Genomic DNA, 13,640 nt, shown 5'->3' on the forward strand with positions numbered 1-13,640 from the left:
GGCGCAGGAGGGGATTTACGTCCCGAGGGCCGAATCCCCTCTCATAGGGGAGGTTCCATCAGGGGAAACGCATCACGCGGAGGAGTCCGAGGCGTACCCGTCCACCAGCTGGGACAGGTCGCGTCGGGAGTGCACGTCAAGCTTCTCGTAGATATGCTTCACGTGGGTCTTCACGGTGGATTCGGCGATGCACATGGTTTCGGCCACGTCCCGCACGCTCATCCCCTCGCACAGGCACACCAGCGTCTCCGTCTCGCGCTTGGAAAGACCGCCCGTCCGGGCAAGGCGCTCGCAGCGCTCGGCCAACCGGTCGCTTTCCTGGCCGCGCCCCTGTTCGCGATACTGCTTGCCGTAGCGCATGAGCAGCACCACGATCAGCACCGTGAACACGAAGATGACCGCCGCCGAGACGGTTGCCATGGAGCCGCTCGCGTCGAGGGTGATCCCGGCTCCCGCGAAATACACGAGGTCGTTCGCCGCGAACCGGGGCACGAGGAAGCACGCGGCCAGAAACGCGATGACCGCCACGAGCGGCGACAGGCGTTTCCTGATGCAGGTCGACACCAGCACCATGAAGCAGAGCAGCTCCTGGCAATGCTCGGAAGCCACCGCGATGCGCTTCGTCGAAAAGGGAAGGTCGTGCTGGTTCAGCAGGATCACCACGACGAAACCGAAGACCGCCGCGACCGCCAAGAACGAGAACATCGAGAACTCCGTGTCCGAAGACCAGGTGGCGGCGAAGCACCAGACCGTCATGATCCCCGCGATGACCAGCGAGGGCACGATCGTCATGAACCGCGAGTCGGTGGTGAGGATGCCGTTCGTCGAACCCACCATCAAGCGGGTGCTCACGATTCCCAGGAAGATGAAGAACCACAGCGGCACGATGATCCGGTACGGCAGCTCCCTGAACGCCTGCGCGCCCACGAACGTCGATCGCTCCGACCGCTCCGGGAAGAACGCCAGGGCGAGCGAGGCGAACAGGGGGCACGCGAGCTGATAGGCGACCAAGGGGACGCCCGTCAGCAGCACCAAGGACACGACGACGAGGTGCACGACGAACGACAGGCACACGTTCTGCGCCATCTCGCTCTCGCTGCCGCGCATCAACACGTTCGTCCATCCCAGGAACACGAGCACGAGCCACAGGGCCAGCAACGTCGTGGCGGCGCCGATCTCGACCTCCTCGACGCCCCGCACCGACGAGCCGAGCGCCAGCACGAAGGCGCCCGTCACGCCCGTGACGACGCCCGCGACCGCCAGCGCCCTCGCATGGAACCGCACGAGATCCTGGATCAGCCTTCGGGCGAAGAAGCAGATGGCCAGCAGGCACAGCAGCACGACGCAGAACAGCGTGTGAAAATACGAGAGGTCGGCCTGCGAGAACGTCCCGCTGCCGTCGAACACGAACGACAGGGGAAAGTAGATGTCCGAATACAGGACCGACCACAGAAACGACAAGCCGACGACCGTCAGCACCCTCATGCCCATCTCAGCACTCCCCTTTGCCCCACCACCTTGCTACCCTTTGCAGTGTAGCGCACCTTTCGGGGATGCGGCAGGTTCAGCACGACACCTTCTCCAGCAGGTCGGCTTTGCCGCTGACGCCCATCTTGGCATAGATGCGGCGCACGTGGCTCTTCACCGTGTTGAGGGACACCACCAGCTCGTCGGCGGCCTCGGCGAACGTGCGGCCCTCCATGAGCAGGCGCAGCACGTCCTCCTCGCGGCGCGTCAGGTCGTAGGAGCGCGCGAGGCGCGCGCAGGTGGCGTCGAGGCCGGTGCCCCATTCCGACCCCGGCGCGGCGGCCGGCTCCGCGGGCCGGGGAGCCGGCCGATGAAGCTGCAGGTAGGCCACGGCCGCGGCCATGTCGCGGTTGCGCCAGCGGCGTTCGAGCAGCAGGCACAGCGGGAACGATGCGAGGCACGCGCAGGCCGCGAACGCCGCGGCCGCGTCGACGCCCTGCGCGTCGAGCGCCATGAGCGACCCGACGACGGTCACGCCGAAGCAGGCCGCCCACGCGCCCGCCGTCCGGTACGCCGCCCGGTCGGCCCGCGCGCGGAAGAACGCCCGCGCCGCCGCCGTGCAGAACGCGCCGTACACGACGCACGCCAGCGCGAGCACCGCCGCCGTCGACCACGAGACCATGCGCCGCCCTCCTTCTTGCCGATTTGCCGTTTGGATTTCCCCAGCATAGCGCAAGCTCCCGGCGCGCCCGGGCAGAACGGGTGATGAAAAACTTCATCATTGCCGTTTCGCGCCGGGTCGTGCTAGGTTGGATGCGTCGGATCGCGGACCACGGAGAAGGAGCGTCCCATGAGCGCAGCACGCAGCAGGATCGCACGGACGGCCCTCGGCGCCGTCTGCATCGCGGCGGCCACCGCCGCGCTCGTCTGGTTCGCCTTCCAATTCACCCCCGGCGAGCCGCGAGCGCGGACGGCGGATGGGGAATCCCGCCCTGCGTCGATCAGCGCCGTCGGCGCGGGCAGCTACGAGGCCGAGCGCATCGTGGACGTGCCCTTCGGGCAAACCTTCCGAACCGAGAGCCTGACCCGGGGGAAATGGTTCAGCGTAAGCGAAGAGGAACGCGCGTCGTGGAGCGACGAGGAGCGCAAGCGCTATCTGGACGAATACAACTACCTCTACGATTCGGACGGCGTCGAGATAATCCCTCACGAGCTCAAGACGGTTTCCCTCGATGCTTTCGCGGAATGGTATCCGCACTACGCCCTGACGACCGGGTACACCGAAGCCCGCAAACACGAATGCAAGATCGTGCTCGTCGACCTGACCATGACGAACACCATGGACTACGAGCAGAATCTCCCCGTCGTGCAGCTTTGGAGCGAAGACTTCAACGGGGCGAACGACATGCTCGACAACGGCGGAGGCGGCGATTCGGGCGGTTACCTGCTCGAAGAGCTGTACGGCGTCCCCTCCGAGCGCGGGCTCGTCCAAAACAGCCTGCCCGACGAGTGGTTCACCCTGCAGCCCAGCGAGGCGCGTACCTTCACGCTGCCGTTCCTCGTGTACGAGAACACGTTCCGCGACCCGGCGGCCTACGACGACATCGACCCGTCCCGCTTCTGTCTCGCGCTGTCCGACTACGACCCGCCCACCGTCTACCGGCTCTGGCTGGGCTGAGCCTACTCGCGCACGGCGCGTTCGCGCTTCAAGCGGCGCAGCTTGCGCGCGACCCGCACGAACCCGCACGCCACGAGGATCGAAACCGCCGCCCACAGCACGGCGAACGGCAGCGCATCCAGCGGGTAGTCGCGCATATGCAGCAGGTTCGCGCCGCCCGCCAGGCAGATGACGAGCACCGCCAGCACGAGCACGTTGATGCGCCGCAGGTGCGCGATCTTGGAATCGACGTCGGAGAACAGATCGAAGGGCGCGCCGTCGCTTCTGCGCCGCAGGTACACCCAGCGGCCGTACGACCCGATGCACTCGATGCCCATGTCGCGCAAGAAGTCCAGGTAGCAGCGGCTTTCGGCATGGTTCGCCGTGTATTCCAGCAGCTCGAGGCGGTACGCGTACTCCCCCGGCGCGCTCTCCTCGAACACGTAGCGGAACCCGCACACGTCGACGAGCGCCCATCCGCGCGCGGCCCACGTGTTCAGCCACTCCTCCTCGCGGTCGAAATCCCACGCCCAGAACAGCCGGTGCATCACCCGCTTCACGACGGCCACCTCCCCACGATCTCCTCGCCGTTTTCCACCAGCTCGCGCAGCCGCTCGAGCTCGCCTTTCACCGCGTCGCGGCCGGCGTCCGTCAACCGGTACTCCTTCTTCCGCCCCGACCCTCCGCCGGGCGCCGGCTCGATCCAGCGCCGTTTCTGCAGCGTGTCGAGCGCGCCGTACAGGGTGCCCGCCGCCAGGCGCACGCGGCCCCGGCTCAGACGCTCGGCATTCTGCATGATGCCGTAGCCGTGCAGCGGCTCGTCGAGCGACAGCAGGATGTAGAACACCGCCTCGGTCAGCGCTATCGGTTCCACGCCTCCCCCTCCCTCTTCGCCCTCGCCATCGCAACTATATCGGCTTCCGATATAGTCAGTATATCGGAAGCCGATATAGTATGCAAGGAGGAATCCGTCTCGGGCCGGAAGCGCTCGATACCTGACGGTTTAACTGCGGCACGCGAATCGCCGAGTTCTAACCAATTTTTTCGTTTTGCGTACGCTCAAGGGGGCTTGCTGCCCCACAGCGGTCGAACGCGAATCGTGCGACCTGCGGAAACGTAAAAACCGCTTTCGGAAATCGGCGTCCAAGGGCGCTTCGAAGCGCCGAATCGCACGCAAAACGAAAAAATTGGTTAGCATGCGCGAATTCGCGTGCCCGACCCTTGGCGAAAGGGCTTGCGGACGGCCCCTGCTGCATGCCACGCCCCTGCCTCCTGCACGCAGCCGGAACTTACCCCGAGCAAAAAACGACCCCGGCGCCGTTGGCCGGGGTCGTCGTCGAACGCGAAACGGATCGGGAGGCTTACAGCGCCGCCTCGCGGATCTTCTCCAGCAGCTGCTCGACCGGCCACGCGCCGAGGTCGCCTTCGTGGCGCTCGCGCACGCTGACCGTGCCGTTCTCGATCTCCTTGTCGCCGAGCACCACCATGTAGGGGATCTTCTGGCTCTGGGCCTTCGCGATCTTCACGCGCATGGGCTCGTTCTGGTCGTACACCTCGATGCGGCCGCCCGCCGCCTTGAGCTGCTTCGCCAGCTCGGCCGCCGCGTCGTTGTGGCGATCGGCCAGCGGCAGCACGGCCACCTGCACGGGAGCCAGCCACAGCGGCAGCGCGCCGGCGTAGTGCTCGATGAGGATGCCCAGGAAGCGCTCGATGGAGCCGAAGATGGCGCGGTGGAGCATCCAGGGGCGCTCCTCGGTGTTGTCCTCGGTGCGGTAGGTCAGCTCGAAGCGCTCGGGCATGTTGAAGTCGACCTGCACGGTGGAGCACTGCCAGGTGCGGCCGATGGCGTCCTTCACCTTGATGTCGATCTTCGGGCCGTAGAACGCGCCGTCGCCCTCGTTGATCTCGTAGGCCAGGTCGTGGCGCGCGCAGGCCTCCTTGAGCGCGTTGGTCGCGTGCTCCCACATGTCGTCGGTGCCGATGCTCTTCTCGGGGCGCGTGGATATCTCGGCCTCGTAGGCGAACCCGAACGTGTTCATGATGTGGTCCACGAGGTCGAGGATGGCCACCACCTCGTCCACCACCTGGTCGCGCGTGCAGAACACGTGCGCGTCGTCCTGGGTGAAACCGCGGGCGCGCAGCAGGCCGTGCACGACGCCGCTCATCTCGTGGCGGTACACGGTGCCGAACTCGAAGTAGCGCAGCGGCAGGTCGCGATACGAATGCAGCTCGCTCTTGTACAGCATCACGTGGCCCGGGCAGTTCATGGGCTTCACGGCGTACTCGGTCAGGCGCGGGTCCTCGTCGGTGCCTTCGTTGATGTTGAAGAAGTACATGTTCTCTTTGTAGAAGCCGTAGTGGCCCGAGGTCTTCCACACGTCGGCGTTGTACACGTGCGGCGTGATGACCTCCTCGTAGCCGCGCTCGTACAGGTCGCGGCGCAGCCACTCCTGCATGGTGCGGATGACGCGCGCGCCCTTGGGAAGGTACAGCGGCAGGCCCACGCCGGCCAGCGGGTCCATGGTGTAGATGCCCAGCTCGCGGCCCAGCTTGCGGTGGTCGCGCTTCTCGGCCTCCTCCATATTGTGCAGGTGCTCGTCAAGCTCCTTCTGCTTGAAGAACGCGGTGCCGTAGATGCGGGTGAGCATCTCGCGCTCGGCGTCGCCGCGCCAGTACGCGCCGGCCAGCTTCGTCAGCTTGTACGCCCCGATCTTGCCGGTCGAGGGCAGGTGCGGCCCGCGGCACAGGTCGGTGAACTCGCCGATGCGATAGGTGGTGATGACGGCGTCCTCGGGAAGCTCGGCGATGAGCTCCAGCTTGAACGGCTGGCTCGCGAAGATCTCCTCGGCCTCGGCGCGCGTGACCACGCGGCGCTCGAAGGGCTCGTCGGCCTTCACGATCTCGGCCATGCGGGCCTCGATGGCGGCGAAGTCGTCGGGCGACAGCGCGCGGTCGAGCTTGACGTCGTAGTAGAAGCCGTCCTCGATGGCCGGCCCCACGCCGAACTGCACGTCGCCGTAGAGGTCGACGAGCGCGGCGGCCATGACGTGCGCCGTGGAGTGGCGCAGAAGCTCGAGACCCTCGTCACTCTTGGCCGTGACGATGGCGACGGCGTCGCCCTCCCGCACGGGTGCGGAGAGGTCGACCGGCTGGTCGTTCACGATGCCGGCGAGCGCGGCCTTCGCCAGGCCCGCTCCGATGGAGGCGGCCACGTCGGCGACGGTGGCGCCTTCCGCGAGTTCCTTGGTCGAGCCGTCGGGAAGTACGATGTTCATATCAGTTCCTTTCCTGTGCCGGGTGCGCACAAAGCACCTGCACGATCGGTTCGCAGCGGGCGCGTCCGGCGCCCGCCGATGCGACAAAACAACGAAGCCGCCCCGTTGTTCGCGAGGCGGCTTCGATGAAAAGCGAAGTGGTTACTGGGCGCCGTGCTCGGATTGAGCGGGGCGCGCCTGCCTCGTCTGCTGCTGGGATGCCGCCTGCTGCGGCTGCTGCGTTCGCGAAGCGCGCTGCTGCTGCGGGGCGCGGCGCGTGCGGGGGCCGCCGGCCACGGGCGTGGCGCAGTACGGGCACACGGTCCAGGTGGGGTCGAGGGCGTGGTTGCAGGTGCCGCAAAGGTTCTTGAGGCGCTGGTGGCAGTTCGGGCACAGCACGAAATCGGATTCCACGGGATAGCCGCAGTTCGCGCACTCGCCGTACTTCATGAGCTCGCGCTGCTTGAGCGCGATCTCCAGCTCCTGCTCGTCGCGATCGATCTGCAGCAGCGGCGGGCGCAGCAAGCAGTACGCGATGATGCCGAGCAGCGGAATGAGCGCCACGATGGCCCACACGTACCAGTAGGAGCCGCGCAAGTACGCGTCGCGAACCACCCAGATGATGGACAGCACGTACAGGATGACCAGCAGCACCACAACCACGGTGAACGCGGCTTGCAGTTCAGGAGTCCACAGCTGGGACAGCAGTTCGCTCATTTCAACCTCGTTTTCTTGTATATTCAGCGACTGGCGCACACGCATCGAAACACCTGATACCTGCACACGATCAGTCATTATAGCAAAGATGGCGAAGAACGAGCAGACGTGCAGGTAATTTCCGCAAGCAGTTGAGTTACAGGTTGATGAAGGGACGTCAGTCCCGATCCGGCACGTACTCCATGATATCCCCCGGCTGCACGTCGAACCGCTCGCAGATGCGAAGGATCGTGTCCGTCGTGACGGACTCGCCCTTGGAGAGCTTGGCGATGGTGACCGTGGACAAGCCGACCTCTTCTCGAAGGTCGGTTTTCTTATAGCCGCGACGCGCGATCATGTCGAACAGCTTGCGATATTGGATGGACGCCATGAATTCCTCCTACCTGATCAGGGTATCAGAATTCCCCAAAAGGATTGCGAAAAACTCCAAGTACCGCTTTACCTTACACGTACGATCCTCTACAATATTTGAATATTCAAATCTTATCGTAGATCGTTGAGGCTGGCATGTACAAACAAACACCCCAAATCGAAACGACGCTGGAGGCAATCGACGAACTGACCGATGTCCGTATGACCCTTCATGGGCTGTCGACCCTGACCCTCGCGCTATCGAACAGCGGCATGCACGCACCCGAAGCCATCAAACTGATATCGTGCCTGCTGGAGCATTGCGCTTCGACCGCTTGCAACTCGCTCGCAATACTGAGCCCAGAAAACAAGTGAGGCCCATCGACCCTCGACGAGCAACTGCAACTCGCAGATTCGAAACAAATCGTCCCTCGCAAAATGCAAAACATGGGGCAGACGCCTCTATCTATTTGGCGCGTTCTCACCGAATAAGGCCCCGATGCGACCACACGGCCCAAAGACGGTACAAAAACACCGACACTTCCGAGGCGCTTGCTGCAAGGCACAGCGCTCTCGCATCGAACGAACCTGTTCCAAAGAGAACCCCGACGAGCGAAACCTGGACGATCGCGCCTATCACATTCGATCGGTTGGCATACCGAGACAGCCCCATAGGCACCAACATGGGAAAGCAAAGAACATACGTAGGAAGAATAACCACGATTGCCGGCATAAGGCAACGCAATAGCTCCGCAGATCCCTCATAACCCTTTCCGAATGCGAACAGGCAAATCGGCTCGGCGAACACCCACCCCATAACGGCGGCAACCAGAACGAGAGGCATCGCCACGACAAGAATCTTGATGCAAAGACTGTAATTTCTCGTCCGCACCATATACGGATACAAGCTATCGGCTACGGGCGAAGACACCGCCTTCGAGTACGATAGGAACTTCTCAGCTGCACCGTAATAACCGACGATCGCTTGCCCTGGATACGCGAAACCGAGAAGAACCGAGTTCATGGATTGGTAAAACACCGAAGCGAAACGCGAGACGAAGAAACCGAAGCTCATCCTAAGAAGACCCAGCGATTCCGCACGTTTGCATACCAGAGACCTCACACGATATCGCTTGCGGATGTCGTAATAAGAGAATGATACCGCAGCCGCATTACCAACAAGCAGCAGAGCCGGAACCACCCACATATCGGCTGGACTACGCAGCAAAAAGAAGATAGGCAACGCCGAAACCACTTTCACCGCCATCGTGCGAACCGTGATAATGCGCATATCCTCGTGACCTCGATAGAAGAAATCCGGAAGAAACGCGCTGACGGCATACGCCAGATAATATAGGAGGAACAATGCACGATGATCGGAAAATGGCTGAACGAAAATAACCAGCGCACTCACGACGAAGCCGACTGCGAGTGCCAAATAGGCCTTCGCACATGCAACGTTGCCCAACAGGCGAGCCAAACCACGCGTGTCGCCAACAAGCTTGACCGTTCTCTCAGTCGCCGACAAGATGAATCCGAAGTCCAGGAGGACGGTAACGACCGAAGACATAGCAACCGCCAGCGCGATCACGCCGTACGCCTCGGATCCAAGCACCCGAGTTTCGAAAGGGATGAGAGCGAGGTTGACTATCTGAGACGACAGAGAGAGAAGGTAGAGAAAGCCCGTATTTTTCGCGAGCCTTATTACGCCGTTCTTGCCGTTATCTTCCTCTTCCATGGTCACCCAGCCCTCGCACCGCTCGTTTCAATGCAACGCGAACGCCAACCGGGATCAGAATCTTGACAAGGCGCTTCGCTCTCCATCCTATCGTAACGGACTTGCAGTATTTGCGGGCAAAACCTCGATAGTCGAGGACGCGCAAATCGCCATAAACATCTTCCCGCGATCCAGGACGCGGCGACGGCCTGCTCAGCTGCCCGTTCAGCTGAGCTTCCAGCGAAAAATCCAAGGGGACGAAATCAATGTCAATGCGCGAAAGTACAGACTCGAGCGCAACCTGTCCCGCATCGGTATTCGCAATAACCGAGGATACTGGTTCGCATGGATGAAAATCCGGATACCTGTCTCGCGACGCACAATCTCCTATCGTAATATCGCCCATCCGCTCCTCTCGAGCATATGAGCACATATAGCACGACTCGCGCAAAGACGCGTTTCCCATGAACAGCGTAAAATAGGGATCTTTTTCATAAGGTATTCTTCTTCTGCCATAAGTCCCTTTGGTGTTTAACTCGAAATTGACCCGGCTTCGCCTGTCCGAACTGCGGAACAGCACGTCCTTGCGTGATGCCAAAAGCCCTCGCGAATTCTGATACTCCAAGTTTTTCGCCCAGAAACCGGGACTGGGCACGCCGTGGCAGATAAGATCGCATGTAAGCAAGCGGTCGCAATCCCCGCACAACATCCTGACCGCTGCAACCTGACAGGGCGTTCCCATGAAAAGAACCTCGCGACCGGCCTCAAGCGACACCCCGCACAGCCTATACCCCTCACGGGCATCGCTTTGCACGTATTTCGACCCCTGCATCGCACGAAGCTCGTCAAGGGTTTCGAATGCAGCATGACGCGCGGTCCCCTGCGCGTCAAAAGCGCAAGCGACCACCACCCCGCCGCGCGCGATAACCGACAACGCGATCGCGAACGCAGCCCCTCCCGACGAGCTATCCCCTGAACCCTCCCCGAAGTACCGGAAAAGCACGGCCTCTTTTCGCGATCCGGTTTTAGGCTCACCGCAAGCAGGGCACACGTTCAGGCATTTCGAACATCCTATGCAACACGCCTCTTCGACCGACGGACGCAAGAAACCTTCGCCATCGGAAACCAGGACGATGCACTGGACCGGACACGCAACCTCGCATACACCGCAACCCGTGCACTCATCGCATCTTACAGAGCCGACGTTACGCACAGCCGCTGGCCTTTCCAAGAGCAGCTGCCAACCAGCGCATATCCTTCGCCCTGCGCTCGTCAAGAGTAATGCGAGCGCCGCCGAAATCGATATCGACCGACCCAGCGGCTCCTTTATCGGTTTCATCGATCATGCACGCCTCCAGCCCCATACCCGCAAGCAATTCCTTCAGACGAACGTTGTTGCTAATGTTCGGCAATGCGGCAAACGGAGTTTCAAGATTCGAGCAAAACGCTATCCCGTGAAACGAGTCCGTAAGGACGAATGATGCGTTATCGATGAGCCACAGAAGCTCGAACGGTGTTGCCGGAATCACGTGATCGACGCTCGGCGCTTTTTTCGAATTCAGGCGAACCATCACGACGGGAACACCCAAACGCGCCCGTAACTCTGACAGAATGCATGCGTATCGAGAAGGGGCAGAGCTAACCATGAAAACCAAGATGAATCCGTTGCGCACATCCACCCGAGGCTCGATCGCTCTTTCTCGCCACCGTTCGGCACTGATCTGCAACGTGGGATCAAGTGCGATATGGACACCACACGAACATAGGCCCTCGATCTGCTTGCGCGTAAAGTCCTCTCGCACGCTCACCGCATCGAAGCGCTGCAGGTGTTTTCCACATGCCGCAATCTCATCCGACGACAACGTGTACGATCCCATGCTTGACGCAAACGACACCCTTTTCTCTGCATTGCCGAAATCAAGGAAGAAGGCAGGATCCACTTCACCGGTTATCTTAGGGCTCCACACCTGATCGGAGGCAACCAGCAAGACATCTGCGGAGACGTCGTCCATTTCAGCTGCGCTACTGTACGATCGAGGCGTCACCGGAAGCATCTTATGGAAGTCTTCGAACGCGCGCCTCTGATATTCTTCCTGACGATAGATCGTCTTCTTTGCGAAGGCTGCGAGACGCTCCTTAAGAGTGCCGTAGCGAAAAACGGCGTTCGATTTCATTCGCGCTTCGTAGGGGTTTTCATAATCCACGAAAAACGCCGCATAGCCGAGCTTCTCAAGAAGCACCTGGGTAGCGTAAGCTTGAAGACAGCCCCCGTAGCTCAACGATTTATGAAAAGTGACTATTCCGACCGTAGGAGTTGTGCCGACAATTCCGCTTTTCATTATTCAACCTCCGTATCCGCACGTACGAGGGCCTCGTACCGCGCGAAATACTGACGTACGACCTCGTCTGCATCGTAGCGCCTAAATAGCTCGGCGCTAGGCGATGGATACGACTCAAGAGCACCCTTGATGGCCTCGATATAGTCTCCGATGGAATCCGGCTGAACTAGATAGGCGGCAAACTCCCCCGTCAGTATCTCCCGAGGCCCGAAATCACAATCTGCGCTCACGACGCGCGTGCCCGCCATAAGCCCCTCGATCAAAACGGTCGGAAGAGCTTCACGATCCGATGTCATGATCATCGCGCTCGACCGGTTCATCCACGCATAGGGATTCTCCGTATAACCCGGGAAATAGACAGAAGCGCCGACTCCCAAGGATTCAGCAAGGTTCATCAGGTCGCCCTTCAAGGGACCTTCGCCCAAAAAGACGAGGTCGAACCTTTCATCGAAACCTCCTTCCGCAAACGCCCTCACCATCCGATCGAACCGCTTGCTGGAAGCGAGCCTCCCAACGCAGAGCAAGAACTCCTTCTCAAAAGGGATGTCCTCGTGCATCTTCTCGCGTATATGCTCGCACGGAACGGCGTTGTAGATAGTGGTCACGTTCGAAGGATCGGCTCCAAACAGCTCCACAACCTGCCGTCTCACTCCATCTGATACGCTAACCGATTGCCCATGCCGATATATTCGACGCAGATAGCGCAAAAGCGGCATAGGATACAGCTGATGAATCGCGAAAGGAAGCGAGTGGTGGACGTACAAGCACCTCTCTGCCACCCGGGAAAACGAGGTAAGAACATGGGAGGCGGTCAGATGCGCTGTGACGAGATCGTACCGACCTTCTTGCTCGCGTCGCGATACGAAAGCATCGAGCTTCTTCCGAGCGGCAAACAACTGCGAGAGCTTGGCCGCTTTCCCGACATCCCGTCCAAGGCCAAGTGACTCAATATGCACGCCAGCGAGCTCCGGCATAGAAGCATCCTCGTACAATGTCACAATATCGACGTCGGCGTCTTGCGCCATGACATTTGCGAGGTATACGCAAGTCCGCTCGGCCCCTCCTCCTGCTAGAGAGTTGACCACGAACAACGCTTTCTTCCGACTAACGCCTTTCGACACGTTCGCTCCTTGCTCGTTTGCGGTCACGAAGCTTTTGCAACGACTCCACGGCGCACAACGGAACCGAATCGACGACAAACGCGAAAATGCGGTCTTTTAGAGTCACTTGCCGGACGGCCCACGCTTCGTAGCCCGTACGTGAAATATCCGCATACACTTCGTCGCGCGCTGCAGGACGATTCGTGGGACGTTCCAAATTGGGATTGCCCTTCAGGATATCGTCAACTTCGATTTTATGCATAACGCCATATGCCTCCAAGCGCTCAGCAGCCGCCCGCCCCCTGTCCGTGTGCGCGATGAAGGCAGAGACGCCGAGGCGTTGGTCGATAGATCGCGAGGCTCGATCCACGCCCCAGAAATCGCATAGCGTCAAGTCAGAGCATCTCGCCACAGTCGAGTACGGGCATCGGTAGCAGCACTCTCGCATGGTGAGCGCTTTCAGATACGCGTTGTAGTAAGCGTCGGCCTTCCAATTCCCCTCCACATCGTCCCTACGGGCGAAACGATACCGGAAATGCTTGCTCATCAGCCAATGCGTTGTTTTCTTATCCCTAAACGAGTACTCGATGAGATCGTCTTCGAACCGCTTCTCCAAATAGCGCACGTGCCTTTCGAACATCGCAGGAGAAGGCACGCCATGGCACACGAGGTCGATCAAGAGAACCTTGTCGCGCAAAGCGCTCAAGCTCGAGCGAATTCCCGCGATCTGGCATGCCGTGCCGCACACCACAATCGGCAGACCGAGAACGGCATCGCGTTCAATCTGATCGAAAGAATCGCCGATCGACCCTTGCACATATTTGGAGCCACGGAGTTTGTCAAGGTCCGCTGCTTTGTCCGCACGTCTCATCACCAGGTCGCAACCGTTGAAGGCGAAACCGTACGCCACCCCGCCTCGAGCGAGCACATCCAGTCCAAGCGCATGAAAAGCGCCGCCCGACGAGCTTCGCAGCGCAAAGTCGCCCTGCTCTTGAAAAGCCCAGGCGCAAGCTGAATCCTCGTACCGAACATCCATGT

14 protein-coding genes are annotated in these 13,640 nt (G+C 60.9%); 2 read left to right on the top strand and 12 right to left on the bottom strand.

All coding sequences use genetic code 11. The features are described from left to right. Window positions 1–72: 72 nt before the first annotated feature. Together GS424_RS10785 and GS424_RS10790 are read right to left on the bottom strand one after the other, a co-directional pair. The gene (locus tag GS424_RS10785) at window positions 73–1,491 is read right to left on the bottom strand and encodes a helix-turn-helix transcriptional regulator (RefSeq protein ID WP_160942213.1); all 1,419 of its coding nucleotides are present in this window, start codon (window positions 1,489–1,491) and stop codon (window positions 73–75) included. 73 nt (window positions 1,492–1,564) lie between these two features. Beyond that, a complete protein-coding gene (locus GS424_RS10790; RefSeq protein WP_160942212.1) occupies window positions 1,565–2,149 on the bottom strand; it encodes a response regulator transcription factor in 585 nt (194 codons plus the stop codon). A 168-nt stretch (window positions 2,150–2,317) separates the two neighbouring features. Here GS424_RS10790 and GS424_RS10795 point away from each other — a divergent pair, with 168 nt between their 5' ends. After that, complete coding sequence (locus tag GS424_RS10795; RefSeq protein WP_244977517.1) at window positions 2,318–3,145, top strand: hypothetical protein; 828 nt, start codon at window positions 2,318–2,320, stop codon at window positions 3,143–3,145. A 2-nt stretch (window positions 3,146–3,147) separates the two neighbouring features. Here GS424_RS10795 and GS424_RS10800 read toward each other — a convergent pair whose 3' ends face one another. The 5 genes from GS424_RS10800 to GS424_RS10820 all read right to left on the bottom strand — a co-directional run bounded on the left by GS424_RS10800 (window position 3,148) and on the right by GS424_RS10820 (window position 7,465). Continuing rightward, window positions 3,148–3,684, bottom strand: a complete 537-nt coding sequence (locus tag GS424_RS10800; RefSeq protein ID WP_160942211.1) for a DUF2812 domain-containing protein — start codon at window positions 3,682–3,684, stop codon at window positions 3,148–3,150. After that, window positions 3,681–3,998: a PadR family transcriptional regulator gene (locus tag GS424_RS10805; RefSeq protein ID WP_160942210.1), complete on the bottom strand. Its 318-nt coding sequence runs from the start codon at window positions 3,996–3,998 to the stop codon at window positions 3,681–3,683. Before GS424_RS10805 ends, GS424_RS10800 begins: the two co-directional genes overlap by 4 nt. Before the next feature lie 487 nt (window positions 3,999–4,485). Continuing rightward, on the bottom strand, window positions 4,486–6,399 hold the full coding sequence (gene thrS, locus GS424_RS10810) for a threonine--tRNA ligase (RefSeq protein ID WP_160942209.1): 1,914 nt from the start codon (window positions 6,397–6,399) through the stop codon (window positions 4,486–4,488). Window positions 6,400–6,540: 141 nt separating this feature from the next. Further along, window positions 6,541–7,095 carry a zinc ribbon domain-containing protein gene (locus GS424_RS10815; protein ID WP_160942208.1) on the bottom strand — a complete coding sequence of 185 codons (555 nt, stop codon included), beginning with the start codon at window positions 7,093–7,095 and terminating at the stop codon, window positions 6,541–6,543. A gap of 157 nt (window positions 7,096–7,252) precedes the next feature. Then, entirely contained in the window at window positions 7,253–7,465 is a 213-nt protein-coding gene (locus GS424_RS10820) for a helix-turn-helix domain-containing protein (protein WP_160942207.1), read from the bottom strand. Window positions 7,466–7,602: 137 nt separating this feature from the next. Here GS424_RS10820 and GS424_RS10825 point away from each other — a divergent pair, with 137 nt between their 5' ends. Further along, the gene (locus tag GS424_RS10825; protein WP_160942206.1) at window positions 7,603–7,821 is read left to right on the top strand and encodes a hypothetical protein; all 219 of its coding nucleotides are present in this window, start codon (window positions 7,603–7,605) and stop codon (window positions 7,819–7,821) included. A 106-nt stretch (window positions 7,822–7,927) separates the two neighbouring features. On the opposite strand, the gene GS424_RS10830 is transcribed toward GS424_RS10825, so the two are convergent. The 5 genes from GS424_RS10830 to GS424_RS10850 all read right to left on the bottom strand — a co-directional run bounded on the left by GS424_RS10830 (window position 7,928) and on the right by GS424_RS10850 (window position 13,638). Then, a complete protein-coding gene (locus GS424_RS10830; RefSeq protein WP_160942205.1) occupies window positions 7,928–9,184 on the bottom strand; it encodes an oligosaccharide flippase family protein in 1,257 nt (418 codons plus the stop codon). Further along, window positions 9,168–10,166 carry a Coenzyme F420 hydrogenase/dehydrogenase, beta subunit C-terminal domain gene (locus GS424_RS10835; protein ID WP_160942204.1) on the bottom strand — a complete coding sequence of 333 codons (999 nt, stop codon included), beginning with the start codon at window positions 10,164–10,166 and terminating at the stop codon, window positions 9,168–9,170. The genes GS424_RS10830 and GS424_RS10835 overlap by 17 nt, the downstream gene beginning before the upstream one ends. A 202-nt stretch (window positions 10,167–10,368) precedes the next feature. Then, on the bottom strand, window positions 10,369–11,502 hold the full coding sequence (locus GS424_RS10840) for a polysaccharide pyruvyl transferase family protein (RefSeq protein ID WP_160942203.1): 1,134 nt from the start codon (window positions 11,500–11,502) through the stop codon (window positions 10,369–10,371). Further along, entirely contained in the window at window positions 11,502–12,623 is a 1,122-nt protein-coding gene (locus tag GS424_RS10845; RefSeq protein ID WP_160942202.1) for a glycosyltransferase, read from the bottom strand. Before GS424_RS10845 ends, GS424_RS10840 begins: the two co-directional genes overlap by 1 nt. After that, on the bottom strand, window positions 12,607–13,638 hold the full coding sequence (locus GS424_RS10850) for a Coenzyme F420 hydrogenase/dehydrogenase, beta subunit C-terminal domain (RefSeq protein ID WP_244977518.1): 1,032 nt from the start codon (window positions 13,636–13,638) through the stop codon (window positions 12,607–12,609). Before GS424_RS10850 ends, GS424_RS10845 begins: the two co-directional genes overlap by 17 nt. Between the last annotated feature and the right edge of the window lie 2 nt (window positions 13,639–13,640).

Source organism: Eggerthella guodeyinii, from assembly GCF_009834925.2.
Lineage (GTDB): Bacteria > Actinomycetota > Coriobacteriia > Coriobacteriales > Eggerthellaceae > Eggerthella > Eggerthella guodeyinii.

Excerpts from the sequence above, each read along its gene's own strand:
- GS424_RS10785 (WP_160942213.1), bottom strand. The coding sequence starts at position 1,491 with ATGGGCATGAGGGTGCTGACGGTCGTCGGCTTGTCGTTTCTGTGGTCG.
- GS424_RS10790 (WP_160942212.1), bottom strand. The coding sequence starts at position 2,149 with ATGGTCTCGTGGTCGACGGCGGCGGTGCTCGCGCTGGCGTGCGTCGTG.
- GS424_RS10795 (WP_244977517.1), top strand. The coding sequence starts at position 2,318 with ATGAGCGCAGCACGCAGCAGGATCGCACGGACGGCCCTCGGCGCCGTC.
- thrS (WP_160942209.1), bottom strand. The coding sequence starts at position 6,399 with ATGAACATCGTACTTCCCGACGGCTCGACCAAGGAACTCGCGGAAGGC.
- GS424_RS10815 (WP_160942208.1), bottom strand. The coding sequence starts at position 7,095 with ATGAGCGAACTGCTGTCCCAGCTGTGGACTCCTGAACTGCAAGCCGCG.
- GS424_RS10820 (WP_160942207.1), bottom strand. The coding sequence starts at position 7,465 with ATGGCGTCCATCCAATATCGCAAGCTGTTCGACATGATCGCGCGTCGC.
- GS424_RS10825 (WP_160942206.1), top strand. The coding sequence starts at position 7,603 with ATGTACAAACAAACACCCCAAATCGAAACGACGCTGGAGGCAATCGAC.
- GS424_RS10830 (WP_160942205.1), bottom strand. The coding sequence starts at position 9,184 with ATGGAAGAGGAAGATAACGGCAAGAACGGCGTAATAAGGCTCGCGAAA.
- GS424_RS10840 (WP_160942203.1), bottom strand. The coding sequence starts at position 11,502 with ATGAAAAGCGGAATTGTCGGCACAACTCCTACGGTCGGAATAGTCACT.
- GS424_RS10850 (WP_244977518.1), bottom strand. The coding sequence starts at position 13,638 with ATGGATGTTCGGTACGAGGATTCAGCTTGCGCCTGGGCTTTTCAAGAG.